The following is a 24,498-nucleotide window of genomic DNA, read 5'->3' on the forward strand; positions in this document are numbered from 1 at the left end:
TTCCTGGAGCATCCTGCTCAGGGCAAACGACGTGACCTATGCATCTGCGTGACGGCCTCCAGACCCATGCGACCGTCAGGCAGCGCTACGACCATCTGGTCGAGACGGGCGTGGTCGGCCGCGATCCGGCGCAGGAGCGCATCGTCGCAGCGCTCGACCGGCTGATCGACGATATCTCGGCAAAAAGGCTGGCGCAGAAATCCAGCGCGCTGGGCTGGCTGTTCGCGCGCAGCAAAAAGCCGCGCGAGGCGGTCAAGGGTCTCTACATCCATGGCGGCGTAGGGCGCGGCAAGACCATGCTGATGGACATGTTCTTCGAGCTCCTGCCTGTCAGGCGCAAGCGCCGCGTCCATTTCAACGACTTCATGGCCGACGTGCAGGACCGCATCCAGAAGCACCGGACGGCGCGCAAGAACGGCGAGGTCAAGGAAGACGATCCGATCCCGCCGGTGGCGCGGGCGCTGGCCGACGAAGCCTGGGTGCTGTGCTTCGACGAGTTCTCGGTCACCGACATCGCCGACGCGATGATCCTGTCGCGCCTGTTCTTGGCCCTGTTTTCCAACGGTGTCGTGCTGGTCGCCACCTCCAATGTCGCACCGCAAGACCTTTATCGCGACGGGCTGAACCGACAGCTCTTCCTGCCGTTCATCGGTCTGCTCCAACGCAATGCCGAGGTGATGACGCTCGATGCCGAAAAGGACTATCGGCAGGAAAAGCTCAACCGCCTACCGGTCTATGTCACGCCGGCAGACGAGGCGGCCGATCGCGCGCTCGACGAAGCCTGGAAGGCGATGACGCATGGCAGGCCGACCGAGGCAGTGACCCTGACGCTGAAGGGGCGCCAGTTCGTGGTGCCGCGCGCCGCCGGCGACGCCGCGCGCTTTTCCTTTGCCGAGCTTTGCGAAAAGCCGCTCGGCGCGCGCGACTACTTGGCCCTCGCCGGCCGCTTCTCGACCATCTTCATCGACCACGTGCCGGTGCTCGGCGAAGGCAAGCGCAACGAGGCCAAGCGCTTCATCCTGCTGATCGACACGCTCTACGATCATCGCATGCGGCTGGTGATGAGCGCCGCGGCGCAGCCATCCGAGCTCTACACTGCCAAGCGCGGCACGGAAGTGTTCGAATTCGAGCGCACCGCCTCACGGCTGGTCGAGATGCAAGGCCGCGACTGGCTGGAAGGCTGGTCGGAACGGCGGCAGGTTGAGGCGCCGGCGGTGGAGCCGCGGCAGGCGCAAGCGTAGGCGTGGGGGATATCGTTTCGCCCTGCGTCGTTGGAGATTGGCGAACGCCGGCGCGACGGCCGATCTTCGTCCTTGAGACGGAGATGGCCGGCAGGCCAGAGGGGTCGGTTCGACCGGGCTCGGCGCAAATGCCGCCAGCGCTCCACGCGCGGCGACCCCTCTGTCGCCTTCGGCGACATCTCCCCCTCAAGGAGGGAGATTTGGCGCTTGCATCACAAGGGCGTCATCGCCGGGATGAAGCCTTCTGATTTCGACTTTCATTGTGTAAATTCTCCTCAGCCGGCTCAAGAATTTTGACGTTTACGTAACTCCCAAACCATCTAACCGATTGAAAATGCTAGCCTCAAAATAATCGTTTGAATTTTTCCCGCGCCGGAGCTATTGGGTGCGGCGAAATCCCGCCGCTTTCTCGCATCCTTTCGGCCTTCCCCGGCCCCGTCACGGCACCGTCACAGACAAAGGGAAAACATCCTGACATGGCACGCAACAAGATAGCGCTCATCGGCTCGGGCATGATCGGCGGCACGCTTGCCCATATGATCGGCCTCAAGGATCTCGGCGACGTGGTGCTGTTCGATATCGCCGAGGGCATCCCGCAGGGCAAGGGTCTCGACATCGCGCAGTCCTCGCCGGTCGACGGGTTCGACGCCAGGCTGACCGGCGTCAACGATTATGCCGGCATCGAGGGCGCGGATGTGTGCATCGTGACCGCCGGCGTGCCGCGCAAGCCCGGCATGAGCCGCGACGACCTTCTCGGCATCAACCTCAAGGTCATGGAACAGGTCGGCGCCGGCCTCAAGAAATACGCACCGAAGGCCTTCGTCATCTGCATCACCAATCCGCTCGACGCCATGGTCTGGGCGCTTCAGAAGTTCTCGGGCCTGCCGAGCAGCCATGTCGTCGGCATGGCAGGTGTCCTCGACAGCTCACGTTTTCGCTACTTCCTGGCCGAAGAGTTCAAGGTCTCGGTCGAGGACGTCACCGCCTTCGTGCTCGGCGGCCATGGCGATTCCATGGTGCCGATGATCCGCTACTCGACGGTCGCCGGCATCCCGCTGCCCGACCTCGTCAAGATGGGTTGGACCTCGAAGGAGAAGCTCGACCAGATCGTGCAGCGCACCCGCGACGGCGGCGCCGAGATCGTCGGCCTGCTCAAGACCGGCTCGGCCTATTACGCGCCGGCGGCTTCGGCCATCGCGATGGCCGAATCCTATCTCAAGGACAAGAAGCGCGTGCTGCCCTGCGCGGCGCACCTCTCCGGTCAGTATGGCGTGAAGAACACCTATGTCGGCGTTCCCGTGGTGATCGGCGCCGGCGGCGTCGAGCGCGTCATCGAGATCGATCTCTCCAAGGCCGAGCAGAAGATGTTCGACAATTCTGTGGCGGCCGTGCAGGGCCTCACCGAAGCCTGCACCAAGATCGCGCCGCACCTCGCCGGCAAGTAATCGTCCCTCCCCGGAGACCAAGCGCATGAACATCCATGAATATCAGGCCAAGGCGCTGCTGAAGTCGTTCGGAGCGCCGGTCGCGGACGGCGTGCCGGTGTTCAACGCCGGCGAGGCGGAAGCCGCCGCCAAGGCGCTGCCCGGCCCGCTCTATGTGGTGAAGAGCCAGATCCATGCCGGCGGCCGCGGCAAGGGCAAGTTCAAGGAACTCGGCCCCGACGCCAAGGGCGGCGTGCGGCTGGCGAAGTCGGCGGCCGAAGTGGTCGCCAATGCCAACGAGATGCTCGGCCACACGCTGGTCACCAAGCAGACCGGGCCGGCCGGCAAGCAGGTCAACCGGCTTTATATCGAGGACGGCGCTGACATCGAGCGCGAACTCTACCTGTCGATCCTGGTCGACCGCTCCGTCGGCCGCATCGCCTTCGTCGTCTCGACCGAAGGCGGCATGGACATCGAGGCGGTCGCGCATGACTCGCCGGAAAAGATAGTCACCGTCGCCATCGATCCGGAAAAGGGCGTGACCGCGGATGACGTGACGAAGCTGAATGCCGCGCTGAGGCTCGACGGCGACGCGGCTAAGGATGGCGGCACGCTGTTCCCAATCCTCTACAAGGCCTTCCTGGAGAAGGACATGAGCCTGCTCGAGGTCAATCCGCTGATCGTCATGAAGAACGGCCGCCTGCGCGTCCTCGACGCAAAAGTGTCATTCGACAACAACGCGCTGTTCCGCCACCCGGACGTGATGGAGCTGCGCGACACCACCGAGGAAGACGAGAAGGAGATCGAGGCGTCGAAATACGACCTCGCCTATGTCGCCCTCGACGGCAATATCGGCTGCATGGTCAACGGCGCCGGCCTCGCCATGGCGACGATGGACATCATCAAGCTCTATGGCGCCGAGCCGGCCAACTTCCTCGACGTCGGCGGCGGCGCTTCGAAGGAGAAGGTGACGGCGGCGTTCAAGATCATCACCAAGGATCCGGCGGTCGAAGGCATCCTGATCAACATCTTCGGCGGCATCATGAAATGCGACGTCATCGCCGAGGGCGTGATCGCCGCGGTCAAGGAAGTCGGGCTGAAGGTGCCGCTGGTCGTGCGGCTCGAAGGCACCAATGCCGAGCTCGGCAAGAAGATCATCAACGACAGCGGCCTGAACGTCGTCTCGGCCGACGATCTCGACGACGCGGCCAAGAAGATCGTCAAGGCGGTGAGGGGCTAAAGCGGATGCCTCCGCGCAAGATAAATCTGGTCGAGGCCGCGGATCGAGCGATCACTAAGGTCTTCGATCCGCACATCGCCGGCGACGTCAACGACAGCCAGGCCAAGGTCGCGAAGTTCGGCGAGGTCTTCGACTGGCACGTGCATGACAGTGAGGACGAAGCCTTCCTTGTGCTGCGTGGCAGGATCGCCATCGATTTCCGCGATGGGCCGGTCGAGCTTGGCGAGGGCGACTTCATCGTCGTGCCGCGCGGCGTCGAGCACCGGCCGCGTTCGCTGACTGCCGAGCCGGTGGTGCTGATGTTCGAGCCGGCAACGACGCTCAACACCGGCAGCGCCAAGAGCGACCTCACCATCACCGATTTGAAGCGGCTCTGACCATGAACGCGGCGCCCACTTTCACGCTTTCAGCCGAACACCGGCGCCTGCAGGCGCTGGTCGGCGCCTGGCATGGCGAGGAAGCGGTGTCGGCCACGCAATGGACGGGCGCCGGCGCGGCTACGGCCGAAGTGCTGGCCGAGGCGGAATTCGGAGGCCTGTTCGTCGTCCAGCGTTACCGGCAGAGCCGCGACGGCAACGTGTCCTTCGCCGCGCACAATGTCTTCGGCTTCGACCAGCCGGGCGGTGTCTTCACCATGCACCAGTTCGACTCGATGGGATTCGTCCCGGCGGCACCCGCCACCGGCACCTGGAGCGGCAACACGCTCTCGCTGCTGCGCTCGTCGCCGCGTGGGGCGGCGCGGGTGACCTATGATTTCGACAGCAACGACAGCTACCGCATGCGGCTGCAATTCAAGCCCGCGGGCAGCGATGCCTGGCAAGACATGGTGAGCGGCCTCTACCGGCGCGTTTCGCCTTCCTCGATCAACGGTTTTTAGAAACCGAGAGGAGAGAGACATGAAAAGTATCACCCTAACAGTCGAGGACGAGCTCCTTGAGCAGGTCAAGCTAGCGGCCGCAGAACAGCGGACGACCATCAACGATATGGTGCGAGGGTTTTTGGCGACAGTGGCCGAGAAGCGGCGTGCTAAGGACGGGGCACGGCAGGCGCTCCTGCAGCTTGCGCGCGAGACTGCGGGAGACATCGGCCAGACGAAGTGGAACCGGGGATCACTCCATGACCGATGAGTGCTTCGTGAACGTGACCAAACAGCACTACGAGATTTCCTATTGGGATGGCGCGATCATCGCCGCAGCCGAGCGCCTTGGCGTCAAGACACTATACACCGAAGATCTCAACCACGGGCAGGCTTACGGTTCCGTGGTGGCCATCAATCCCTTCCGTTCTCACTGATCAGGGCCCAAAAATGTCCATTCTCGTCGACAAGAATACCAAGGTGCTGGTGCAGGGCCTGACCGGCAAGACCGGCACGTTCCATACCGAGCAGGCGCTGGCCTATCACGGCACCAAGATGATCGGCGGCATCCATCCGAAGAAAGGCGGCGAGACCTGGACCGGCGCCAAGGGCGAGACCCTGCCGATCTTCGCCAGTGTAGCCGAGGGCAAGGAAAAGACCGGCGCCAACGCGTCCGTCGTCTACGTGCCGCCAGCGGGCGCGGCCGAAGCCATCATCGAGGCGATCGAGGCCGAGATCCCGCTCATCGTCTGCATCACCGAGGGCATCCCGGTGATGGACATGATCAAGGTCAAGGCGCGGCTCGACCGCTCGAAGTCGCGGCTGATCGGCCCCAACTGCCCGGGCGTGCTGACCCCCGACGAATGCAAGATCGGCATCATGCCCGGCAACATCTTCCGCAAGGGTTCGGTCGGCGTTGTTTCCCGCTCGGGAACGCTTACCTATGAGGCAGTCTTCCAGACCACCAATGTCGGGCTCGGCCAGACCACCGCGGTCGGCATCGGCGGCGACCCGGTCAAGGGCACCGAATTCATCGACATGCTCGAAATGTTCCTCGCCGACGACGAGACCAAGTCGATCATCATGATCGGCGAGATCGGCGGCTCGGCTGAGGAAGATGCCGCGCAGTTCCTGAAGGACGAGGCCAAGCGCGGCCGCAAGAAGCCGATGGCGGGTTTCATTGCCGGGCGCACGGCGCCGGCGGGCCGCACCATGGGCCATGCGGGCGCGGTGATCTCGGGCGGCAAGGGCGGCGCGGAAGACAAGATCGCGGCGATGGAATCGGCCGGCATAAAAGTTTCGCCCTCGCCGGCGCGGCTCGGCACGACGCTGGTCGAGGCGATCAAAGGTTAAGGGAGTAGGGGAGTAAGGGAGTAGGGCAGTAGGGAAGATCAGTGGCAAAAAATGCCCTACTCCTATACTGCCTTACTCCCCTACTCCCTCCAACTAAGGAGACGGAGCCAGGCTCCGCAAACGAAAATGGCAAGGCAAGATCAGGCCAACGACCAATTCTCGCTCACCTCGTTCCTCTATGGCGGCAATGCCGACTATATCGACGCGCTCTATGCCGCCTATGAGGACAATCCGTCCGCCGTCGATCCGCAGTGGCAGGATTTCTTCGCGGCGCTGAAGGACGATGCCGGGGACGTGCGCAAGAACGCCTCCGGCGCCTCATGGGCGAAGCCCTCCTGGCCGCTGCAGACCAACGGCGAGTTGGTCTCGGCGCTCGACGGCAATTGGGGCCTGGTCGAAAAGGCGATCGAAAAGAAGGTCAAGGAAAAGGCGGTCGTCAACGGCGCCGTACTTTCGGATGCCGACGTGCACCAGGCGACGCGCGATTCCGTGCGCGCCATCATGATGATCCGCGCCTACCGCATGCGCGGCCACCTGCATGCCAATCTCGATCCGCTCGGCATCGCCAAGCCGCTCGAGGACTATAACGAGCTGTCGCCGGAGAATTACGGCTTCACCGAAGCCGATTACGACCGGCCGATCTTCCTCGACAATGTGCTGGGGCTCGAGTTCGGCACCATCCGGCAGATGCTGGATATCCTCACCCGCACCTATTGCTCGACGCTGGGCGTCGAGTTCATGCACATCTCCGATCCGGAAGAGAAGGCCTGGATCCAGGCGCGCATCGAAGGCGCCGACAAGGAGATCACCTTCACCGCCACCGGCAAGAAGGCGATCCTGTCCAAGCTGATCGAGGCGGAGGGCTTCGAGCAGTATATCGACGTCAAGTACAAGGGCACCAAGCGCTTCGGGCTTGACGGCAGCGAGTCGCTGATCCCGGCGCTGGAGCAGATCCTCAAGCGCGGCGGCCAGCTCGGCCTGAAGGAGGTCGTGCTCGGCATGGCCCATCGCGGCCGGCTCAACGTGCTCTCCCAAGTGATGGCCAAGCCGCACCGCGCCATCTTCCACGAATTCAAGGGCGGCTCGGCCGCGCCCGACGAGGTCGAAGGCTCCGGCGACGTCAAGTACCATCTCGGCGCCTCGTCGGACCGCGAGTTCGACGGCAACAGGGTGCATCTGTCGCTGACCGCCAACCCCTCGCATCTGGAGATCGTCGACCCGGTGGTGATGGGCAAGGCGCGCGCCAAGCAGGACCAGCTTGCCGGCCGCGAGCGCGGCGAGATCGTGCCACTGTCCGAGCGCGCCAAGGTGATGCCGCTGCTGCTGCACGGCGACGCCGCCTTTGCCGGCCAGGGCGTGATCGCCGAGATCCTCGGCCTGTCCGGCCTGCGCGGCCATCGCGTCGCCGGCACGCTGCATTTCATCATCAACAACCAGATCGGCTTCACCACCAACCCGCGCTTCTCGCGCTCGTCGCCCTATCCGTCGGATGTGGCCAAGATGATCGAGGCGCCGATCTTCCACGTCAACGGCGACGATCCGGAAGCGGTGGTGCACGCCGCCAAGGTGGCGACCGAATTCCGCATGAAGTTCCACAAGCCGGTGGTGGTGGACATGTTCTGCTACCGCCGCTTCGGCCACAATGAGGGCGACGAGCCGTCCTTCACCCAGCCGATCATGTACCGCAACATCCGTAGTCATAAGACGACGGTGCAGATCTATGCCGACCGGCTGATCGCCGAAGGCCACGTCACCCAGGCCGAGGTCGACAAGATGCGGGCCGACTGGCGCGCGCATCTCGAGGCCGAATTTGAAGTCGGTCAGTCCTACAAGCCGAACAAGGCCGACTGGCTGGACGGCGCCTGGTCCGGCCTGCGCACGGCCGACAACCAGGACGAACAGCGCCGCGGCAAGACCGCGGTGCCGGTCCGCACGCTCAAGGAAGTCGGCAAGAAGTTGACCGAGGTGCCGAAGGATTTCGAGGCGCACAAGACGATCCTGCGCTTCCTCGAGAACCGCCGCCAGGCGATCGAATCCGGCGAAGGCATCGACTGGTCGACCGCCGAGGCGCTGGCCTTCGGCGCGATCCTGCTCGACGGCAATCCGATCCGGCTCTCCGGCCAGGATTCCGAACGCGGCACCTTCTCGCAGCGCCATTCCGTCCTCTACGACCAGCGCGACGAGACCCGCTACATCCCGCTCAACAATCTGTCGGCGGCGCAAGCCGGCTTCGAAGTCATCAACTCGATGCTGTCGGAAGAAGCGGTGCTGGGCTTCGAATATGGCTACAGCCTGGCCGAGCCCAAGGCGCTAACGCTCTGGGAAGCGCAGTTCGGTGATTTCGCCAACGGTGCCCAGGTGGTGTTCGACCAGTTCATCTCATCCGGTGAGCGCAAGTGGCTCAGAATGTCGGGTCTCGTCTGCCTCCTGCCGCACGGCTACGAAGGCCAGGGGCCGGAGCATTCCTCGGCACGCCTCGAGCGCTTCCTGCAGCTCTGCGCCGAGGACAACATGCAGGTGGCCAACGTCACCACGCCGGCTAACTATTTCCACATCCTGCGCCGGCAGTTGAAGCGCGACTTCCGCAAGCCGCTGATCCTGATGACGCCGAAGTCGCTGCTGCGCCACAAGCGGGCGGTGTCGACGCTGTCGGAAATGGCGGGCGAGAGCTCGTTCCACCGTCTGCTGTGGGACGATGCGCAGCTGTTGTCCAACCAGCCGATCAAGCTGGTGAAGGATTCCAAGGTCCGCCGCGTCGTGCTGTGCTCGGGCAAGGTCTATTACGACCTCTACGAGGAGCGCGAGAAGCGCGGCATCAACGACATCTACCTGCTGCGTGTCGAGCAGCTCTATCCGTTCCCGGCCAAGGCGCTGATCACCGAGCTGTCTCGCTTCCGCAACGCCGAGATGGTGTGGTGTCAGGAAGAGCCCAAGAACATGGGCGCCTGGTCGTTCATCGACCCCTATCTCGAATGGGTGCTGGCGCATATCGACGCCAAGCACCAGCGGGTGCGCTACACCGGCCGGCCTGCCTCGGCCTCGCCGGCGACCGGATTGATGTCGAAGCATCTCAGCCAGCTCGCCGCGCTGCTCGACGACGCGCTGGGTGAATGACAGACCTGACGAAACAGACCTCAAGAAGAGAACAGAACGGACAGGCACAATGGCTACCGAAATCCGCGTCCCCACTCTGGGCGAATCCGTCACCGAGGCGACCGTCGGCAAGTGGTTCAAGAAGGTCGGCGAAGCGATCGCCGCCGACGAGCCCTTGGTCGAGCTCGAAACCGACAAGGTGACGGTGGAGGTGCCTGCCGCAGGCGCCGGGACGCTGGCCGAGATCGCCGTCAAGGAAGGTGAGACGGTCAATGTCGGCGCGCTGCTCGGCTCAATCTCCGCCGGTGGTGAAGCAGCAGCCACTCCGGCGACCAAGCCGCAGGCGGTGGCGCAGGCCTCGAGCCCGGACGCCGCGTCCACGGTCAAGCAGGCCCAGGCCGAGACGGCCAAGGTCGCCGGCGACGGCGGGTCGATCGAGCCGCGCACCATGCCGCCGGCGCCGGCCGCGGCCAAGCTCATCGCGGAGCACAATCTCTCGGTCGACCAGTTGTCAGGCTCCGGCAAACGCGGCCAGGTGCTGAAGGGCGACGTGCTCGACGCGATCGCCAAGGGCGCGCCTTCGCAACCGGCGGAGGCGCCTAGGGCGGCCCCCGCACCTGCGCCCGTGGCGGCCCGCGCGCCGTCGTCGGCCGACGACGCTTCGCGCGAGGAGCGCGTGCGCATGACCAAGCTGCGCCAGACCATCGCGCGCCGCCTCAAGGAGGCGCAGTTGACCGCCGCCATGCTCACCACCTTCAACGAGGTGGACATGAGCGCGGTGATGGCGCTCAGGTCCAAATACAAGGACGTATTCGAGAAGAAGCATGGCGTGAAGCTCGGCTTCATGGGCTTCTTCACCAAGGCCGTGACGCATGCGCTGAAGGAGATTCCGGCGGTCAACGCCGAGATCGACGGCACCGACATCATCTACAAGAATTTCGCCCATGTCGGCGTCGCCGTCGGCACGGACAAGGGGCTGGTGGTGCCGGTGGTGCGCAATGCCGACCAGATGTCCATCGCCGAGATCGAGAAGGAAATCGGCCGCCTGGGACTCGCCGCGCGCGACGGCAAGCTCTCCGTCGCCGACATGCAAGGCGGCACGTTCACGATTTCCAACGGCGGCGTCTACGGGTCGCTGATGTCGACGCCGATCCTCAATGCGCCGCAGTCCGGCATCCTCGGCATGCACAAGATCCAGGAGCGGCCGGTGGTGGTCGGCGGCCAGGTCGTGATTCGTCCGATGATGTACCTGGCGCTGAGCTACGACCACCGCATCGTCGACGGCAAGGAAGCGGTGACCTTCCTGGTGCGCGTCAAGGAAAGCCTGGAGGACCCCGAGCGGCTGGTGCTCGATCTGTGATCGTGGCTGATCCGCAATGAGCGGCTGGCCGCAGCGGTTCGGGCTTGGTCGGGCCGCGGCTCGCTTGCTTCGGATATTTTGGCCCTCGGCCTCGATCGCTATCCGTTCTCCAGCGAAGGCACCTGAATGGGATGCGGCGAAGATGAGCAGCAATCTCGGCGTCTTCGCTCTCAGCGATGCCGAGATGGCGGAACGGAAGACTACCGTCACCACGATCGGGGAGCTTGAGCTACCGACGGGCGAAATCATCGCCTGCGATCCGCTGATTACCGGGCTAGGACGGCCTGCGTTTAGCCGCAAGGTGAAGCCAGGGCGCTATCCGGTCATGCTGCTTCAGGCGCAGGGCCGCATTGCCGCAGCAGTCTTGCGCTTCAGTCTCGGCTTGCCGGTGCGCTGGGAATTGGCCACCTTCGCCCGCGATCGCCCACCGGCCTATGAGGCTGAATTTTTTGAATTTATCGTCGATGACGCGGTTGCGTCGTTCATAGACAAGTCGGTCCTGACGCTAATGGCCGACCCGGAAGAACTCGATGACTATCTTGCTGACGTTGCGTGTTCTCTTGACAGATTTGGCATGGATAATCCGATTGATGGGAACCCGCTCAATGTCGCTATGTTCGACACTGGCTTCGGTGACGGTGGGTATCGGTCCTTCTGGGGATTGGACGCGGCCGGCGAGCCGCTGGTCTTGATGACCGACTTCGAAGTGCTCGAAAACGCCGACGGCCGCGAGGGCGACAAGGCCAACTGATGACAAACGTCGCCTCGTCCATGATCGGATTTATGGCCGGGTCGCTGGCCTTTCTCGCGGCGGGTTCAGCGGCGAGAGCCGCCTGCCCTATCCAGCTCGCCGTCTATGGCGAGACGCAAAGCGGCGCCGAGATCGACTTCACCCCGACCGGCACCTCGGCGACGATCACCAACACGTTCCGCATGATTCTAGACAACAATACCGTGCTCGACGGCATCGCCATGTGGACCGAGGGCTCCGCTGGGCGGCCGCACGGCTCGCTGATGTACAAGTGCCCGACCGGCGACGTCACAGGCGAGGAGCTTGCCGCCTGCACGGTCTGGGAAGGCGTCATCTACAGCGCCGATGACAAGGGCGGCGTCGGACTGCTGCCGGCTGAGGGCGCCGATGCGCCGAAGAGCCTGATCTTCCCGGATCTTGGGCCGTCGCTTGAAATGTCGGCCGCTTACGGTCCCGCCGGCTTCTCCAAAGTGCCGTGGGACGTCTTTGCGTTGAAAGGCTGCCAGGAATGAGCGCAGACAAAAAGACGCTGCTGGTCACCGGCGGCAGCCGCGGCATCGGCGCCGCCATCTGCCGGCAGGCCAGTCGGGCCGGCTATCGGGTGGCTGTCAACTACGTCACTAACCGGACCGCAGCCGAGGCCCTTGTCTCCGAGCTCGAAGCCGCGGGCGGCGAGGCCTTCGCGGTCAAGGGTGATGTCGGCAGCGAGGCCGATGTGGTGGCGATGTTCGAGGCGGTGGACAAGGGCCTCGGGCGGCTGGACGCCTTCGTCAACAATGCCGGCATCGTCGACGTCAAGGCGCGAGTCGACGAGATGAGCGCCGAGCGGGTCGAGCGCATGATGAGCATCAACGTCGTCGGCTCCTTCCTCTGCGCGCGCGAGGCGGTGAAGCGCATGTCGACCCGGCACGGCGGCAAGGGCGGCGCCATCGTCAGCCTGTCCTCGGCGGCTGCCAGGCTGGGCTCGCCCGGCGAGTATGTCGACTATGCCGCCTCCAAGGGCGCGATCGACACGCTGACGATCGGCCTGGCACGCGAGGTGGTGCTGGAAGGCATTCGCGTCAATGCGGTCAGCCCCGGCATCACCGAAACCGAGATCCATGCCTCCGGCGGCCAGCCCGATCGCGTGGCGCGCATGCAGGCTATGCTGCCGATGAAACGGGCGGGCACGGCCGATGAGGTCGCAAGCGCGGTTCTTTATCTTTTGTCGGACGCGGCCTCCTATATAACGGGCGCGATCCTGAATGTGAGCGGCGGCCGGTAGGCGCCAAAGCAAAGGACAAGACCATGGCTTATGACGTCGTAATCATCGGATCGGGACCGGGCGGCTATGTCTGCGCCATCAAGGCGGCACAGCTCGGGCTGAAGACGGCGGTGATCGAGAAGAACGCCACCTTCGGCGGCACCTGCCTCAATATCGGCTGCATCCCGTCGAAGGCGCTGCTTCACGCCTCCGAGATGTTCGCGGAAGCCGGCCATGCCTTCGATACGCTCGGCGTCGAGGTCGGCGCGCCGAAGCTCAATCTGAAGAAGATGCTGGCACACAAGGATGCGACCGTGACCTCGAACGTCAACGGCGTCGCCTTCCTGTTCAAGAAGAACAAGATCGATAGCTTCCGCGGCACCGGCAAGGTGATCGGTGCCGGCAAGGTGTCGGTGACCGGCGAGGACGGCAAGGTCGAGGAGATCGAGACGAAGAACATAGTGATCGCAACCGGCTCCGACGTCGCCGGCATTCCGGGTGTCAAGGTCGACTTCGACGAGAAGGTGATCGTGTCCTCGACCGGCGCGCTGTCGCTGGCCAAGGTGCCCGGCAGCCTTGTGGTGGTCGGCGGCGGCGTGATCGGGCTGGAGCTCGGCTCGGTCTGGGCCAGGCTCGGCGCCAAGGTCACGGTCGTCGAGTTCCTCGACACCATCCTCGGCGGCATGGACGGCGAGGTGTCGAAGCAATTCCAGCGACTGCTGTCCAAGCAGAGTTTCGAGTTCAAGCTGGGCGCCAAGGTCACCGGCGTCGCCAAGGCCAGGAAGGGCGCGAGCGTGACCTTCGAGCCGGTGAAGGGCGGCGCGGCGGAAACGATCGAGGCCGATGTCGTGCTTGTCGCCACCGGCCGCCGCCCCTATGCCGACAGTCTTGGTTTGAAAGAGGCGGGCGTCGAGGTCGATGAGCGCGGCCGGGTCAAGACCGACGGACATCTCAGGACCAACGTGCCCGGCATCTATGCGATCGGCGACGTCATTGCCGGGCCGATGCTGGCGCACAAGGCCGAGGACGAGGGCGTGGCGGTGGCCGAGACGATCGCCGGCCAGGCCGGCCATGTGAACTATGATGTGATCCCCAGCGTCGTCTATACCAGCCCGGAGATAGCCTCCGTCGGCAAGACCGAAGAGGAATTGAAAACGGCCGGCATCGACTACAAGGCCGGCAAGTTCCCGTTCAGCGCCAATGGCCGCGCGCGCGCCATGCTGCGCACCGACGGCTTCGTGAAGATCCTGGCCGACAAGGCAAGCGACCGCGTGCTCGGCGTCCATATCGTCGGCTTCGGCGCCGGCGAGATGATCCACGAGGCGGCGGTGCTGATGGAGTTCGGCGGTTCCTCGGAAGACCTCGCCCGCACATGCCACGCGCACCCGACCATGTCGGAAGCGGTGAAGGAAGCGGCGCTGGCGACGTTCTTCAAGCCTATTCATATTTGACCGCGGGTTAGGCGCCTAAAGCCATCGCTTCGTCATCCTAGGGCGAAGCAAGGAGCGAAGCGACGCGCGCATACCCTAGGATCCATGCCGTGACGCTAAGGCGTTGCGGCGGTTCAGAATTCTGCTCCGTTTGCACCCCGTGGCCGCGGTCACGGCATGGATCCTCGGGTCAAGCCCGAGGATGACGAAGGCGTGGTTGCCCCAAACAAAACGGCCCGCCTCTTGGCGGGCCATTCGTCGTTGATAGCCTGATTACTGAGCCGGCGCTGGTGCCGGAGCAGGCGCGGGCGCCGGCGCGGGTGCCGGTTCGGGAGCTGGTGCAGGCGCGGGCGCAGGAGCCGGAGCCGGAGCGGGCGTTGCAGGCGCTGGTTCAGCCGGAGCAGGTGCCGGGGCCGGCGTGGTGGCGGCCGGCGGCTCGGCGGGCGCCGGAGCCTTTTCGCCGCCTGTTCTACCAAAAACATAATACGCAACAATGGCCAGGATAACGACAACAAGGGCGATCAGCCACCCGCTGCCGCCACCGCCCGACGAGGGAGGCGTGCTCGGAGGGGTGAAGGGGTCGTTAGGGTTCGCCATGAAACGTGTCCTCCTTGAAATGAAAGGCTTCAATCAACAGCCATCAACGCGCGACCCCGCAATCGGTTTCACGCAGGCGGACGGAAAGCGCTGAAAAACCGGCGTTTTCCGCTCCCCAGCCGCCAGACGACTCACTTGACGGCGGTAACAATATACCCCGCCTTGCGGAAATCTTCGACCAGTCCGTCAGGGCCGGGCAGATGCAGCGCGCCGACCGCCATGAAAGCATTGCCCTTGGCCAAAATTGGCTCGGCATGTTCGACCATCACCTTGTTGCGGCTGGTGATCATGGTTTGCTCGAATGCGGCATAACCGGCCTGGTCGTCCGCGGCGGCGGGCAGCACGGTGCGGAACAGCGGCCAGAACATGCCGACCTCGCCGCGCTGGTAGAGCACGATCATGGTTTCGTTGACGTCGTTCACCCTGTCGCCGAGCTTCAGCGTCTCGACCAGCCCCTTCATGTGGTAGGCAAGCGGCAGCGAGGCCATGGCGCGCAACTGGTCGGCGGCGGTTTCCAGCCCCTCGACGTCCTTTCCGGACGCTTTGGCGTCGGAGGCCAGCTTGACATCCAGCACCGGCGCGCCGGCGCTCTGTCGTGCCACCTCGCAGGCCGGCAGTGCCACCATGGCCGACAGGATCCACGGCTTCATCTTGGCGACCGTCAGGGGCGGAATGCCGCGTGCGTCGAGGCCCTTGTTCAGCACCGCCGCGTCTTCCGGTGACAGCAGCGAGGACAGCGTCGTGTTGTCGGTGAACATCATCAGGCCAGGCTCGGCCGCCATGGCGGCCATCAGCTTGGCCTTGTCGAGGGCGTCGGTGGTTTCGATGATGATGGTGTCGGCGCCGTCATAGGCTTTTTGGGCCGCGGCCGGCAGCGTGGTGACGCGCGCGTCGGTGATATGCATGGTGCCGAACAGGTATGACGGCTTTTCGCCTGATTTCTGCAGCTTCCACAGCAGGCCCTTGCCGTTTGGAACGGCGGCCGCCTCGGTCTCGACCTTCTTGAAGGCGGCGGGATCGCTCTTTGCGAGACCTGCCAGCAGATCGCTGCCGGCGCAGGCAGGCGCTTCGGCATGCGCCCTGCCGGCCAGCAGCAGGACCATGAGGAACGACAGGAAAAACAGCACGTTGAGCGCTGCGAGCAGCTTCAACGAGACGAGAGCCGCGCGGTCGGCGATGGCGATGACGCGTTTCATAAGGAGCTTCTTAACCGCCAAAAGCGGCAAAACCGTTAACCGGGAGAAATTGTTTCCGATGCGGTGAGTTTCGACAATTTCGCTTGAGCTGTCGATGGAATGTCTTGATGGTTAGTTGAAACGCCTATCGTGTCGTCATCCTATGGTCAGCGCCGCGTCGCTTCGCTCCTGCTTCGCCCTAGTATGACGAACTCCAAAGGCTTCGCCAGTTGCTTTCACGCCCTCGGATGCGCCTGCTCGTAGATTTCGAGCAGCCTTGCCGTGTCGACGCCGGTATAGACCTGCGTGGTCGACAGGCTGGCGTGGCCAAGCAACTCCTGGATGGTGCGCAGGTCGCCGCCGCGCCCGAGCAGATGCGTGGCGAAGGAATGGCGCAAGGCATGCGGCGTGGCGGTGACCGGCAGGTTCAGCGCCGAGCGCAGCTTTGCCATCTCGCGCTGGACGATCGCCGGGTTCAGCGGTCCGCCGCGCACCCCGCGGAACAGCAGGCCCTTCGGATCGATATTGAAGGGGCAGAGCCGCCGGTATTCGGCAACCGCCCTGAGCGCCACCGGCAGCACCGGCACCAGCCTTGTCTTGCCGCCCTTGCCGGTGATGCGCAGCACGGTGTCTGTCTCCGTGGCAAGATCGGTGCCGGTGAGCCCCAGCGCTTCCGAGATGCGCAGGCCGGAGCCGTAGAGCAGCGTCAGCACCGCGGCGTTGCGGGCGGCGATCCAGGGTTCTTCCGCGAGCTGCCCTTCCACGGCCACGACCTGTTTCGCGTCGCTCGCCGTCAGCGGCTTGGGCAGCGATTTCGGCTGGCGCGGCGCGCGCAGCGCTGCCGCACCCGCGGCGTTGACGAGGCCGCGCCGCTCGAGAAAGCGCAGCAGCGAGCGGATGCCGGCCAAGCCGCGGCCAAGCGTGCGGGCGCCGGCCCCGGCGGCGCGGCGCGCGGCGAGGAAGCCGCGCAGATCGGCCGGCCGCAGATCGGCTATATCGGAGATGCCGGGCGATCCGCCGCAATGTCCGGTGAGGAAATGCAGGAACTGGCGTGTGTCGCGCTCATAGGCTTCGACCGTTTCGGGCGACAGCCGGCGCTCGCGTGCCAGCGTCTTCAGCCAGGTCTCGCGTGCAGCCTGGAGGTCGGGTTTTGCCGGGATAAGGAATTCCTGCATGCTTGCAGTTTCGGGCATGCGGGTTAGGAAGCGGTGAAGAGCCCGTCATTGAAATGGCGGCTGGAGGGCGTTAGAGCAAGGCAAAGGAAGTGCCGCCATGTCCAAGCTCCAGAACCCCGTACAGATGGCCGTGATCGGCGCCGCGCACGGCATCAAGGGCGAATTGCGGGTTAAGACCTTCACCGGCGATCCGCTGGCGCTCGCCGATTACGGGCCGCTCCATACCAAGGACGGCCGCACCTTCCAGATCCTCGACATCAGGCCGGCCGGCACGGTGGTGGTGGTGCGCTTCAAGGGCATCAACGACCGCAACGCCGCCGAGGCGTTGGCCGGCACGGAGCTGTTCGTCGACCGTTCGGTGCTGCCGGACGACGGCGAGGAAGACGAGTTCTACCATGCCGACCTCGTCGGCCTGGAGGTCAGGGACGACACCGGCGCCATCGGCAGGGTTGTCGCCGTGCACAATTTCGGCGGCGGCGACATACTCGACGTCACGCTCGCCGGCCGCAAGGGCGTGCTGATCCCGTTCACCCAGGCCGCGGTGCCGCATGTGTCGATCGCCGACGGTTTCGTTCAGGTCGATCCGCTGGCGGCAGGGCTGGTAGACGACGAGGAGAGCGAAGCGCCGGCCGGTTCCGGGTTCGACCCCAAGGGCCGGCCGCGCGGACCGAAGGACGCCGGGGGCAACCGGTGAGCTTTGCCGCTTCGGTGCTGACGCTCTATCCCGAGATGTTTCCGGGGGCGCTCGGCCTGTCGCTCGCCGGCCGGGCACTCGAAGCCGGCACCTGGTCGCTGGAGGCGATCCAGATCCGCGATTTCGCCACCGACAGGCACCGCACCGTCGACGACACGCCGGCCGGCGGCGGCGCCGGCATGGTGATGCGCGCGGATGTGCTGGCCAAGGCCATCGACCATGCCTCGCCGGCCGGCGATCCGCGCCCGCGCCTCTTGATGAGCCCGCGCGGAAAACCGCTCACCCAGGCCCGCGTGCGCGAGCTCGCCGCCGGGCCGGGGGCGGTCATCCTTTGCGGCCGCTTTGAGGGCGTCGACCAGCGGCTGATAGAGGCACGAGAATTAGAGGAAGTCTCGATCGGCGATTTCATCCTGTCGGGCGGCGAGCCGGCCGCGCTCGTGCTGCTCGACGCCGTGGTGCGGCTCCTGCCCGACGTCATGGGCAATGTTGTCTCGGGCGAGGAAGAAAGCTTTGAGAACGGCCTGCTCGAGCATCCGCACTACACGCGGCCTCAGGAATTCGAGGGCCGATCGATCCCCGAGGTGCTGATTTCCGGCAACCACAAGAAGATCGCTGAGTGGCGGCGCGCGGAGGCGCAGAAGCTGACCAGGGAACGGCGGCCGGACCTGTTGCAGGACGCCAAAATCAGACAAGGCTGAAGCCCTTCGAAAGCACGGCGTGGCTTGGATTCTATCCGGGCATCCGGTCGAACCTGGGCAAGGAGGGGTCCATCCTGTCCCAGGCATGACCGCGTATGGTGTATGTGACCTTTTGTGGGTTGAATTGGCCGGGATCAGCCCTTGGCGAAGTAGTAGAAGGCGAGAAACAGCCCGACGGCGACGACGAAGCCGCGCACGACGCCCTGCGGCACGCGCCTGGCGATCCACACCCCGGCATAGCCGCCCAGCGCGCCGCCGGGGATCATGACGATCGCCTGCGGCCAGGCGACGACGCCGCCCGAAACGAAGACCAGGATAGCGATGGCCGCGATGACCACGGCCAGCAGGTTCTTCAGCGCATTGAGCTTGTGGTAGTCGCCGGCCTGCGTCAGGCCGAGGGTGGCCAGCATCATCACGCCCATGCCGGCGCCGAAGAAGCCGCCATAGACCGATGTCAGGAATTGCGCCAGCGACCCGGCTAGCGAGCCGACCGAGGCCTGGTGGTCTGGTCCGGCCGCCGGCTTCAGCCACGGCCCGGCGGCGAACAGGGCGGTCGCGGCGATCAGCAGCCAGGGAACAAGCGCGCGGAAGGACGGATTGGACAGCGCCAGCAGGATGAGCGATCCGGCCAGCGCGCCGAAGGCCGATATCACGCAGAGCACAAGCGCCTGGCGCCAGAAATGCCTGATGTCGTCGAGATAAGCGAGCGTCGAGGTGATGTAGCCCGGAAACTGCGTCACCGAGGAGGTTGCGTTGGCGACGATCGGCGGCAGGCCGACCAGCGTCATGGCGCCGAAGGTGACGAAGGTGCCGCCGCCGGCGACGGCGTTCACCGCGCCGGAAGCAAAGCCCGCGAGGAAGAGCAGGACTGCATCGAAGAATGTCATTGAGGAGAGGCCTGGGAAATACGCTTTTCCCGGCTTAGGAAGCTTGCGGGGCTCGCGCAACCCGGCACGGCGGCAATACGATGGTGCCATAGGCGGCAAAAAATACGCCGCAAAGACGTGACAAAGCGCCGAAATAGCTGTATGTCGCCGCCCGAACCGGAAGAACGATCTTTCGGAACCCGTCAACAATGGCGGTGTAGCCGTCCCTGTCCGATGCTTATGGCAAAGGGCATAGCCGAGCGGTCATTGGAACTGCAAGGCGAGGTGAGGACGCTCTGGCTGTCGGAAGAACAAGAAGTGGATTTTTTAAGATGGATCTCATCCGTCAGCTCGAGGCCGAGCAGGCCGCCAGGATCGAAGCCAAGCGCAAGCTGCCCGAATTCCAGCCCGGCGACACCGTGCGCGTCCAGGTGCGCGTCACCGAAGGCACCCGCACCCGCATCCAGGCCTATGAGGGCGTCGTCATCGCCCGCTCCGGTTCCGGCTTCCAGGAGAATTTCACCGTCCGCAAGATTTCCTACGGCGAAGGCGTCGAGCGCGTTTTCCCGGTCTACTCGCCGATGGTCGAGGGCGTCGAGATCGTGCGCCGCGGCAAGGTGCGCCGCGCCAAGCTCTATTACCTGCGTGACCGTCGCGGCAAGTCGGCCCGCATTTCGGAAAACACCGGCGTGCGCGCCCGCAAGCTGAACGACGAGGAGCGCGATTTGATGAACGCCGAGAAGGCGCGCATCGAAGCCGAGAAGGTCGCCGCCGCCGAGGCGCTGGCCGCCGAGAAGGCCGCCCAGGAAGCCGCCGAGAAGGCGGCGCAGGAAGAGGCCGAGAAGAAGGCAACCGAGTCCGCGTCCGCTGAATAAGGCTTTTTGACAGGCTGGTTATGAAAGGCGGCTTCGGCCGCCTTTTCTTTTGGCGAAACAGCCAGCGCTTTCGGCGAAGGACCCTCTCCTTGCCAAGCCGGATCGTGCGGGCGTTGGCCTCTCGCTTCTCAAACAATCCTGGGGCGGAGCAAGGAGCGCAGCGACGCGCGCAGACCCCAGGATCCCCTCGGCCTCCTTCCCACTTCAACCATACACCGGAACCAACACACAGGATCCTTGGGTCTTCGCTCCGCTTCGCGTCGCTACGCCCAAGGATGACGACGTTGGGAGGGCTTCGGCAATCCCCAGCGCCAACGCCCTTGACATCCATTTGTCTTGTACACTAACTAATCGCGCACAAGACAAATGGAGACCAAAAAGATGTCAGCACTCTACACCACCCAGGCCCGCGTCGTTGGTGGCCGTGCGGGCCATGTCGAGACCAGCGACGGTCTGCTGAAACTCGATCTGGCGATGCCGAAGGAACTCGGCGGACAGGGTGGCGCGACCAATCCCGAGCAGCTTTTCGCCGCCGGCTATGGTGCCTGCTTCGAAAGCGCTATCCGCTTCGTCGCGCGCAAGCAGAAGCTGCCGCTCGAGGACGCGGCGGTGACGGCGACCGTCAGCCTCTACCCCAACGACCAGGGCGGCTTCAGGCTGGGCGTGGCGCTGGCGGCGGAGATCAAGGGTCTTGATCAGACGGCCGCGGAAGCGCTTGTATCGGAGGCGCACCAGATCTGCCCCTATTCCAACGCCGTCCGGGGCAATATCGACGTGGCGCTTTCCACGGTGGCGCTTGCGGCAAAGGCGGCATGACGACTGAAACCGAAATTCGAGCGAGCGACGTCCCGGCGGATGATGCCGGGACGATTGCCGTTCCGCGCCTCGACCAGCAGCTCTGCTTCGCGCTTTATTCGGCAAGCGGACTGATGACCAAGCTCTACCGGCCGCTGCTCGACCCGCTCGGCCTCACCTACCCGCAATATCTGGCGATGCTGGCGCTGTGGCAGCGCTCGCCCATGACCGTCGGCGCGCTCGGCGAGGCGCTGGGTCTGGACTCAGCGACGCTGACGCCGCTGATCAAGCGGATGGAAGCCGGCGGCCTGGTCACCCGCCGGCGCGATGCCGCCGACGAGCGCCGGGTGCTGGTCGAGCCAACCGCCAAGGGCCAAGCTCTGCGGGCGAACATGAAGGATGTCCAGGCGGCTCTCGCTTGCAGCATGCCGCTGGAGCGAGCCGAGCTGAAAGCCCTGCACGGCACGCTTACCCGCATGGTCGCCGGATTGCGCGAGGCGGTTGCGGAAGCCGCGGAATAATCGCCCTCCCGGCTGCGTTCGGAAACCGTGCCGATCCAGAGCATCGAAATCCGCTTTGGCGCTCATCCGTGCAGCGGATCGGCTTGCAAGGCGCTTGCGGAAAGCTAAAGTCGGCGCCGGCTTTTGTCCTGGCGCGCGAGCATAGCGCGGCCAATCATCTTCGGGGAGTTTGTCATGACCAAGTCGAAACTGCTGCTGGCCGGCCTGCTGGCCTGTCTTCTCACGCCTGTCGCCGCGCTCGCCGACACGCTGCCCGATCTCGGCGGCAAGAAGGTTGTGGTGGTGACGGAAAACGCCTATCCGCCGCTGCAGTTCATCGACAAGAAAACCGGCAAGCAGATCGGCTGGGAATATGACGCGATGGACGAGATCGCCAAGCGGCTGAACTTCAAGGTCGAGTACCAGAACACCTCCTGGGACGCGATGATCCAGGCAGTTTCCGACAACCAGTACAACATCGGCATGACCGGCATCACCATCAAGGACGACCGCAAGCAGAAGGTCGACTTCTCCGATCCCTATATGCGCTCGGAGCAGTTCATGCTGGTGCGCGGCGACGAGACGCGCTTCACCGACGCAAAGACCTTCGGCGCCTTCAAGGACGGGCTGATCGGCGCACAGGCCGGCACGACGCCCTTCTACACGGCGGTCTACAGCGTGCTCGACGGCAACGAGCAGAACCCGCGCATCAAGCTGTTCGAGACGTTCGGCGCGACGGTGCAGGCACTGAAGTCGGGCGATGTCGATGTCGTGCTCACCGACGGCACTGCCGGCAAGGGTTATGTCGATGCGTCCGAAGGCAAGCTCAAGCTGATCGGCGGGCCGCTCGGCACCGAGGATTTCGGTTTCATCTTCCCGAAGGGTTCCGAGCTGGTGAAGCCGGTCAACGCGGCGATCGCCTCGCTCAAGGCCGACGGCACGCTCGATGCGCTGAACAAGAAGTGGTTCCTCGACTACAAGATGGGGCAGTAGGCTCATCTTGGTGCGGGCGGCGCGCAACGGCTACGGGCGGAAAGCCGCGAAAGCCTCATTCCTTCCCACCCCCCTCTGTCCTGCCGGACATCTCCCCCACAAGGGGGGAGATTGGCAGCTCTTGAGAAGGCGCCCGCCTTTCAACGTTGCAGATTGGCGAAAGCAGTCGCGACAAGTGATCTCCCCCCTTGCGGAGGAGATGCCCGGTAGGGCAGAGGGGGGTGTGCCGGAACGCGGCATTCGCAACTATCTTGCCGCCGCCTGATGCCCCCATCCTCCGCCGCCAAATCCGAATTCCCCTGGTGGCTGGCCGCCGCGGCCGTCCTCGCCCTGGCTGCCGCGCTTGCCATCGCCGCGAGCGACCTTTACGCCGAGGTCTTCGCCACCGTCGCCAAGGGCATCGGCATCACCGTCTTCGTCACGGTGGTCGCCTTCGCGCTGGCCTCGGCAATCGGGCTCGGCATCGCGCTGATGGCGCTGTCGGGGTCGCAATGGATGCGCCAGATCGCCCGCTTCTATGTCGAGATCATCCGCGGCGTGCCGATCCTGGTGCTGCTGTTCTGGATCGCCTTCGCCGGGGCGCCGGCCTTCGTCGCGGGCTGGAACGCGCTGACGGCGCCGCTGCAGAGCGCCGGCTTTCTCGGCGAGCTGCTGGTGCGCGACGTCTCGCTTTTGTGGCGCGCCATCATGGCGCTCACCATCGGCTATTCGGCCTTCATCTCCGAGGTCTTCCGCGCCGGCATCCAGGCGGTCGAGAAGGGCCAGATCGAAGCGGCCAAGGCCCTCGGCCTGTCGCGCGTGCAGCGCTTCCGGCTGATCGTCTTCCCGCAGGCGATCCGCACCATCCTGCCGCCGCTCGGCAACGACTTCGTCGCCATGGTCAAGGATTCCTCGCTGGTCTCTGTGCTCGGCGTCGCCGACATCACCCAGATGGGCAAGGTCTACGCCGCCGGCTCCTTCCGCTTCTTCGAGACCTATTCGATCGTCGCCTATATCTATCTCATCCTGACCGTCGGCCTGTCTCTGGCGCTGCGGGCGCTGGAGAAACGGCTGCGCCGGCAACACGGGGAATAGAAGTCCGGCACAGTCGGCGCTACGATCCGTTCGATGCATGCCGCGGTCGCAAACCCAAGCGGTCTGCATCCGGTGCGGAGGAACCGAGCCATGAATTTCGACAAGGCCAATGCCGCGCTGGATTCCGTCTATACGGCAGACTCGCCGGAAGCGCTTGCCAAGGCTTATGCCGACTGGGCGGCGACCTATGACAGCGAGACCGCCTCGCTCGGTTATCTGCTGCCGTTCCTCATCACCGCCTGGCTGGCGCGCCATGTGCCTCCGGGCGAAGGCCCGCTGCTCGACGCCGGCTGCGGCACCGGCCTGTCGGGGCCGTCGCTGAAGGCGCTGGGCTATGGCGATATCACCGGCCTCGACCTCTCCGACGACATGCTGAAGCTCGCCGGCAGCCGCAATGCCTATATCAAGCTGAAGAAGGCCATGCTCGGCGGCCCGCTGCCCTGGCCGGACAGGCATTTCCGCGCCTTCTTCTCGACCGGCGTCTTCACCATCGGCCACGCCCCGGCTGCCGGCCTGCATGAGTTGGTGCGCATCACCAAGAGCGGCGGCCACGCCATCTTCACCGTGCGCGACCAGGTTTTTGAGAGCGGCGGCTTCCAGGCGGTGTTCGATGAGCTGATGCAGGCCGAGAAATGGCGCGCCGTGGAACAAAGCCCGTGGTTCCGCTGCTACGCGATCGGTGACCCGGAAGCGCTGGTGAAAACCTTCGTGTTTCAGGTTCTGTGAGCGTCAATCGCCGATGTCGCCGCCGCCCCTCATCGCCCTGCCGGGCACTTCTCCCCGACGCCGGCTCTCTTCCTCCAACCTCGATAATTGGCGAAATCATCGATTAGAGCGCCCCTCTCCCCGTCACTATACGGGGAGAGGATGCCGGCAGGCAGGTGAGGGGCAGCGCCGACGCTCCATGCCCTATATCGCCAAATCCCGCTAATTGCCGAAAAGCGAAAACATTGATATGAGCAGCGCCATGGAAGAGCTTTTCGGCGATCCGGCCTACAAGGGTTTCGTGCTGCAGGACAGGAAGCGCCTGCCGTCGCGATTTGCCGCGCGCGTCTGCGGCGCGCT

Annotated in this window: 25 protein-coding genes; 22 read left to right on the plus strand and 3 right to left on the minus strand. The window is 64.7% G+C overall.

What is annotated here, in order from left to right:
• The first annotated feature begins 38 nt into the window (after window positions 1-38).
• The 14 genes from zapE to lpdA all read left to right on the plus strand — a co-directional run bounded on the left by zapE (window position 39) and on the right by lpdA (window position 14,012).
• Entirely contained in the window at window positions 39-1,241 is a 1,203-nt protein-coding gene (zapE, locus tag EH240_RS11555; RefSeq protein ID WP_124998264.1) for a cell division protein ZapE, read from the plus strand.
• A 476-nt stretch (window positions 1,242-1,717) separates the two neighbouring features.
• Entirely contained in the window at window positions 1,718-2,686 is a 969-nt protein-coding gene (gene mdh / locus EH240_RS11565; RefSeq protein ID WP_124998266.1) for a malate dehydrogenase, read from the plus strand.
• A gap of 25 nt (window positions 2,687-2,711) precedes the next feature.
• A complete protein-coding gene (gene sucC / locus EH240_RS11570) occupies window positions 2,712-3,905 on the plus strand; it encodes an ADP-forming succinate--CoA ligase subunit beta (protein WP_124998268.1) in 1,194 nt (397 codons plus the stop codon).
• Window positions 3,906-3,910: 5 nt separating this feature from the next.
• Complete coding sequence (locus EH240_RS11575) at window positions 3,911-4,282, plus strand: cupin domain-containing protein (RefSeq protein ID WP_124998270.1); 372 nt, start codon at window positions 3,911-3,913, stop codon at window positions 4,280-4,282.
• Window positions 4,283-4,284: 2 nt separating this feature from the next.
• Window positions 4,285-4,782, plus strand: a complete 498-nt coding sequence (locus EH240_RS11580; protein WP_124998272.1) for a DUF1579 family protein — start codon at window positions 4,285-4,287, stop codon at window positions 4,780-4,782.
• A gap of 19 nt (window positions 4,783-4,801) precedes the next feature.
• On the plus strand, window positions 4,802-5,032 hold the full coding sequence (locus EH240_RS11585) for a hypothetical protein (protein WP_124998274.1): 231 nt from the start codon (window positions 4,802-4,804) through the stop codon (window positions 5,030-5,032).
• A gap of 7 nt (window positions 5,033-5,039) precedes the next feature.
• Window positions 5,040-5,198, plus strand: coding sequence for a PIN domain-containing protein (locus EH240_RS11590; protein WP_245435947.1), 159 nt, complete (start codon window positions 5,040-5,042; stop codon window positions 5,196-5,198).
• Between the two features lie 13 nt (window positions 5,199-5,211).
• Window positions 5,212-6,114: a succinate--CoA ligase subunit alpha gene (sucD, locus tag EH240_RS11595; RefSeq protein WP_124998276.1), complete on the plus strand. Its 903-nt coding sequence runs from the start codon at window positions 5,212-5,214 to the stop codon at window positions 6,112-6,114.
• Window positions 6,115-6,240: 126 nt separating this feature from the next.
• Window positions 6,241-9,228: a 2-oxoglutarate dehydrogenase E1 component gene (locus tag EH240_RS11600; protein ID WP_124998278.1), complete on the plus strand. Its 2,988-nt coding sequence runs from the start codon at window positions 6,241-6,243 to the stop codon at window positions 9,226-9,228.
• Window positions 9,229-9,277: 49 nt separating this feature from the next.
• Window positions 9,278-10,567, plus strand: coding sequence for a 2-oxoglutarate dehydrogenase complex dihydrolipoyllysine-residue succinyltransferase (odhB, locus tag EH240_RS11605; protein WP_124998280.1), 1,290 nt, complete (start codon window positions 9,278-9,280; stop codon window positions 10,565-10,567).
• Window positions 10,568-10,709: 142 nt separating this feature from the next.
• Entirely contained in the window at window positions 10,710-11,318 is a 609-nt protein-coding gene (locus EH240_RS11610) for a DUF4241 domain-containing protein (RefSeq protein WP_245435949.1), read from the plus strand.
• Window positions 11,318-11,830: a hypothetical protein gene (locus tag EH240_RS11615; protein ID WP_124998284.1), complete on the plus strand. Its 513-nt coding sequence runs from the start codon at window positions 11,318-11,320 to the stop codon at window positions 11,828-11,830. The genes EH240_RS11610 and EH240_RS11615 overlap by 1 nt, the downstream gene beginning before the upstream one ends.
• Window positions 11,827-12,582 (plus strand): SDR family oxidoreductase, encoded by a 756-nt coding sequence (locus EH240_RS11620; protein WP_124998286.1) that lies wholly within the window; start codon window positions 11,827-11,829, stop codon window positions 12,580-12,582. Before EH240_RS11615 ends, EH240_RS11620 begins: the two co-directional genes overlap by 4 nt.
• 23 nt (window positions 12,583-12,605) lie before the next feature.
• Complete coding sequence (lpdA, locus tag EH240_RS11625) at window positions 12,606-14,012, plus strand: dihydrolipoyl dehydrogenase (protein ID WP_124998288.1); 1,407 nt, start codon at window positions 12,606-12,608, stop codon at window positions 14,010-14,012.
• Between the two features lie 707 nt (window positions 14,013-14,719).
• Here lpdA and EH240_RS11635 read toward each other — a convergent pair.
• Complete coding sequence (locus EH240_RS11635) at window positions 14,720-15,784, minus strand: TraB/GumN family protein (RefSeq protein ID WP_124998290.1); 1,065 nt, start codon at window positions 15,782-15,784, stop codon at window positions 14,720-14,722.
• Window positions 15,785-15,999: 215 nt separating this feature from the next.
• Window positions 16,000-16,938, minus strand: coding sequence for a tyrosine recombinase XerC (locus tag EH240_RS11640; protein ID WP_124998292.1), 939 nt, complete (start codon window positions 16,936-16,938; stop codon window positions 16,000-16,002).
• A gap of 97 nt (window positions 16,939-17,035) precedes the next feature.
• On the opposite strand from EH240_RS11640, the gene rimM reads away from it, so the two are divergent.
• Together rimM and trmD are read left to right on the plus strand one after the other, a co-directional pair.
• Entirely contained in the window at window positions 17,036-17,632 is a 597-nt protein-coding gene (gene rimM, locus EH240_RS11645) for a ribosome maturation factor RimM (RefSeq protein ID WP_124998294.1), read from the plus strand.
• Window positions 17,629-18,330: a tRNA (guanosine(37)-N1)-methyltransferase TrmD gene (trmD, locus tag EH240_RS11650; RefSeq protein WP_124998296.1), complete on the plus strand. Its 702-nt coding sequence runs from the start codon at window positions 17,629-17,631 to the stop codon at window positions 18,328-18,330. Before rimM ends, trmD begins: the two co-directional genes overlap by 4 nt.
• Window positions 18,331-18,464: 134 nt before the next feature.
• On the opposite strand, the gene EH240_RS11660 is transcribed toward trmD, so the two are convergent.
• Complete coding sequence (locus tag EH240_RS11660) at window positions 18,465-19,217, minus strand: sulfite exporter TauE/SafE family protein (protein ID WP_124998298.1); 753 nt, start codon at window positions 19,215-19,217, stop codon at window positions 18,465-18,467.
• Between the two features lie 311 nt (window positions 19,218-19,528).
• Between EH240_RS11660 and rplS the strand changes: the two genes are divergently transcribed.
• The 6 genes from rplS (at window position 19,529) to EH240_RS11700 (ending at window position 24,159) form a co-directional block, all read left to right on the plus strand.
• Window positions 19,529-20,071, plus strand: a complete 543-nt coding sequence (gene rplS / locus EH240_RS11670; RefSeq protein WP_124998300.1) for a 50S ribosomal protein L19 — start codon at window positions 19,529-19,531, stop codon at window positions 20,069-20,071.
• A gap of 381 nt (window positions 20,072-20,452) precedes the next feature.
• Window positions 20,453-20,887, plus strand: a complete 435-nt coding sequence (locus EH240_RS11675; RefSeq protein ID WP_124998302.1) for an organic hydroperoxide resistance protein — start codon at window positions 20,453-20,455, stop codon at window positions 20,885-20,887.
• Window positions 20,884-21,387, plus strand: coding sequence for a MarR family winged helix-turn-helix transcriptional regulator (locus EH240_RS11680; protein WP_124998304.1), 504 nt, complete (start codon window positions 20,884-20,886; stop codon window positions 21,385-21,387). Before EH240_RS11675 ends, EH240_RS11680 begins: the two co-directional genes overlap by 4 nt.
• A gap of 174 nt (window positions 21,388-21,561) precedes the next feature.
• Entirely contained in the window at window positions 21,562-22,359 is a 798-nt protein-coding gene (locus EH240_RS11685) for a transporter substrate-binding domain-containing protein (protein ID WP_124998306.1), read from the plus strand.
• Window positions 22,360-22,623: 264 nt separating this feature from the next.
• Window positions 22,624-23,433, plus strand: coding sequence for an amino acid ABC transporter permease (locus tag EH240_RS11695; protein WP_124998310.1), 810 nt, complete (start codon window positions 22,624-22,626; stop codon window positions 23,431-23,433).
• Window positions 23,434-23,523: 90 nt separating this feature from the next.
• Complete coding sequence (locus tag EH240_RS11700) at window positions 23,524-24,159, plus strand: class I SAM-dependent DNA methyltransferase (protein ID WP_124998312.1); 636 nt, start codon at window positions 23,524-23,526, stop codon at window positions 24,157-24,159.
• The last annotated feature ends 339 nt before the right edge of the window (window positions 24,160-24,498 follow it).

It is taken from the genome of Mesorhizobium tamadayense (assembly GCF_003863365.1).
In the GTDB taxonomy this organism is placed as follows: domain Bacteria; phylum Pseudomonadota; class Alphaproteobacteria; order Rhizobiales; family Rhizobiaceae; genus Mesorhizobium; species Mesorhizobium tamadayense.

Bases quoted from the DNA above. Each gene is read 5' to 3' on its own strand.
- odhB (WP_124998280.1), top strand. From the start codon at position 9,278: ATGGCTACCGAAATCCGCGTCCCCACTCTGGGCGAATCCGTCACCGAG.
- EH240_RS11660 (WP_124998298.1), bottom strand. From the start codon at position 19,217: ATGACATTCTTCGATGCAGTCCTGCTCTTCCTCGCGGGCTTTGCTTCC.
- EH240_RS11615 (WP_124998284.1), top strand. From the start codon at position 11,318: ATGACAAACGTCGCCTCGTCCATGATCGGATTTATGGCCGGGTCGCTG.
- EH240_RS11620 (WP_124998286.1), top strand. From the start codon at position 11,827: ATGAGCGCAGACAAAAAGACGCTGCTGGTCACCGGCGGCAGCCGCGGC.
- EH240_RS11580 (WP_124998272.1), top strand. From the start codon at position 4,285: ATGAACGCGGCGCCCACTTTCACGCTTTCAGCCGAACACCGGCGCCTG.
- EH240_RS11685 (WP_124998306.1), top strand. From the start codon at position 21,562: ATGACCAAGTCGAAACTGCTGCTGGCCGGCCTGCTGGCCTGTCTTCTC.
- EH240_RS11585 (WP_124998274.1), top strand. From the start codon at position 4,802: ATGAAAAGTATCACCCTAACAGTCGAGGACGAGCTCCTTGAGCAGGTC.
- mdh (WP_124998266.1), top strand. From the start codon at position 1,718: ATGGCACGCAACAAGATAGCGCTCATCGGCTCGGGCATGATCGGCGGC.
- sucC (WP_124998268.1), top strand. From the start codon at position 2,712: ATGAACATCCATGAATATCAGGCCAAGGCGCTGCTGAAGTCGTTCGGA.
- EH240_RS11640 (WP_124998292.1), bottom strand. From the start codon at position 16,938: ATGCAGGAATTCCTTATCCCGGCAAAACCCGACCTCCAGGCTGCACGC.
- rimM (WP_124998294.1), top strand. From the start codon at position 17,036: ATGTCCAAGCTCCAGAACCCCGTACAGATGGCCGTGATCGGCGCCGCG.
- EH240_RS11695 (WP_124998310.1), top strand. From the start codon at position 22,624: ATGCCCCCATCCTCCGCCGCCAAATCCGAATTCCCCTGGTGGCTGGCC.
- rplS (WP_124998300.1), top strand. From the start codon at position 19,529: ATGGATCTCATCCGTCAGCTCGAGGCCGAGCAGGCCGCCAGGATCGAA.
- EH240_RS11610 (WP_245435949.1), top strand. From the start codon at position 10,710: ATGAGCAGCAATCTCGGCGTCTTCGCTCTCAGCGATGCCGAGATGGCG.
- EH240_RS11575 (WP_124998270.1), top strand. From the start codon at position 3,911: ATGCCTCCGCGCAAGATAAATCTGGTCGAGGCCGCGGATCGAGCGATC.
- EH240_RS11700 (WP_124998312.1), top strand. From the start codon at position 23,524: ATGAATTTCGACAAGGCCAATGCCGCGCTGGATTCCGTCTATACGGCA.
- EH240_RS11675 (WP_124998302.1), top strand. From the start codon at position 20,453: ATGTCAGCACTCTACACCACCCAGGCCCGCGTCGTTGGTGGCCGTGCG.
- EH240_RS11680 (WP_124998304.1), top strand. From the start codon at position 20,884: ATGACGACTGAAACCGAAATTCGAGCGAGCGACGTCCCGGCGGATGAT.
- lpdA (WP_124998288.1), top strand. From the start codon at position 12,606: ATGGCTTATGACGTCGTAATCATCGGATCGGGACCGGGCGGCTATGTC.
- EH240_RS11600 (WP_124998278.1), top strand. From the start codon at position 6,241: ATGGCAAGGCAAGATCAGGCCAACGACCAATTCTCGCTCACCTCGTTC.
- EH240_RS11635 (WP_124998290.1), bottom strand. From the start codon at position 15,784: ATGAAACGCGTCATCGCCATCGCCGACCGCGCGGCTCTCGTCTCGTTG.
- zapE (WP_124998264.1), top strand. From the start codon at position 39: ATGCATCTGCGTGACGGCCTCCAGACCCATGCGACCGTCAGGCAGCGC.
- sucD (WP_124998276.1), top strand. From the start codon at position 5,212: ATGTCCATTCTCGTCGACAAGAATACCAAGGTGCTGGTGCAGGGCCTG.